This window comes from Gordonia sputi NBRC 100414, assembly GCF_000248055.1.
Lineage (GTDB): Bacteria > Actinomycetota > Actinomycetes > Mycobacteriales > Mycobacteriaceae > Gordonia > Gordonia sputi.
In genome coordinates, this window is the sequence record NZ_BAFC01000021.1 from 1 (window position 1) to 1,240 (window position 1,240).

General features: G+C 66.8%; 4 protein-coding genes. All 4 read right to left on the reverse strand.

Annotation, left to right across the window (positions count from 1 at the left end):
- Nucleotides 1-193 (reverse strand): hypothetical protein (locus GOSPT_RS24090; protein WP_005202598.1); only part of this gene is annotated, 193 nt, incomplete at its 3' end.
- Entirely contained in the window at nucleotides 190-528 is a 339-nt protein-coding gene (locus GOSPT_RS02435) for a hypothetical protein (RefSeq protein WP_064870063.1), read from the reverse strand. The genes GOSPT_RS02435 and GOSPT_RS24090, both read right to left, overlap by 4 nt.
- Before the next feature lie 144 nt (nucleotides 529-672).
- Complete coding sequence (locus GOSPT_RS24210) at nucleotides 673-834, reverse strand: hypothetical protein (RefSeq protein ID WP_245548679.1); 162 nt, start codon at nucleotides 832-834, stop codon at nucleotides 673-675.
- Nucleotides 804-1,240 (reverse strand): TniB family NTP-binding protein (locus GOSPT_RS02440; protein ID WP_005202600.1); only part of this gene is annotated, 437 nt, incomplete at its 5' end. The genes GOSPT_RS02440 and GOSPT_RS24210, both read right to left, overlap by 31 nt.

Below are 1,240 nucleotides of genomic sequence, written 5' to 3' on the forward strand. Positions count from 1 at the left end.
GCTGAACGACTATTCCAAGAACGACCAAAACGGGGCGGGCGGGATCTGTGTTGCGGGCGGTCCGGCCCGCAGCGTTGCGGGTATCGCAGGCGTTGAGCAGCATTACCGTCCGCGTGTCCTTGGGACACAAAATTGGGAATACCAACTTCAACTTCGGGTCAGCCACGAACTGGGTGGACTGTCCTGTGCTCATCGGATTTGCTGACGCTCCTGATGGGCGCCGAGGGTGACGAGGGCCTCGATGCCGACTTTGTCGGCGGCGAGGTCGCAGAAGGCCTCGAATCGGGTCGTCGCGGCCGTCCTGTCGTATCGGGAGGTGGGATCGTCGATGTCGGTGGCCTCGGCCAGCGCGGTCAGATACCGCTGGGCCGTGCACAGGTCGTCGTTGGCCTCGATTACGGTGGCGTCGCGCAAGTCGTGCCGGCAGAACGGACGCACCTTCCGATCGGCGCTCTCGCGCGGACACCGTTGGGGGCAGTGCCATGGCGGGCCGTGGCTGCCGAGCCAGGTGGTGTCGGAGAATGGCACCTGCCCGCAACCGGGACACCGGGTCTGCAACCGCAGTCGGTGCCGCAGGCGGATCGGAAGCAACGGGTGCGCCCATTGCCTCTGCCAGATGCAGTCCGGCTCGGCCTCAGCCGCGCCGCCGGGGGCGCGGTGGAAGGTGTGGGGTCAGGCCGTGCGGGCGGCGGATTCGCCGGCATTGTCGATGGTGGTCGCGGCGATCAACTCCGGGGTGATCGTCTCGGTGCCGGAGGCGATCGCCAGGTAGCAGACGCGGTCGATGAGGTTGGTCAGCGACGCTATCCGGCCCTGTGTGCGCCGGTGCAACACCTTCGCCTGCTCGACGAGCATCCCCTCGTGGGCGTCGGCCAACTTGATGTGCCCCTCCAACGTGCGGAGCAGGTGATCCAACTCCGCAGCCCCGGATCGGTATCGACCGCGAACGGGACGACCGGGCAGCGGGTGGCACGGCGGCTGGTCTGCGCGTAGGCGGCCTGTTCCCCGAGCTGCCCTTCATCGAAGAACCGCTTCTCGGCGAGCTGAACTCCGACGTAGACGAACGTCGCCGCCATCTCGTTGGCCAGACCCTTGAGGTGGTTGGACACCTCGATGCCGTTGCGATGCTTGAAGTCCACGAAGTGCAGGTCGTCGAGCACGACCAACCGGGTTTCGCAGCTGGTGACACAGTCGACGGCCAACGCACCCAGCTTGGAGGTCGACGCCCGGTCGACGGCGC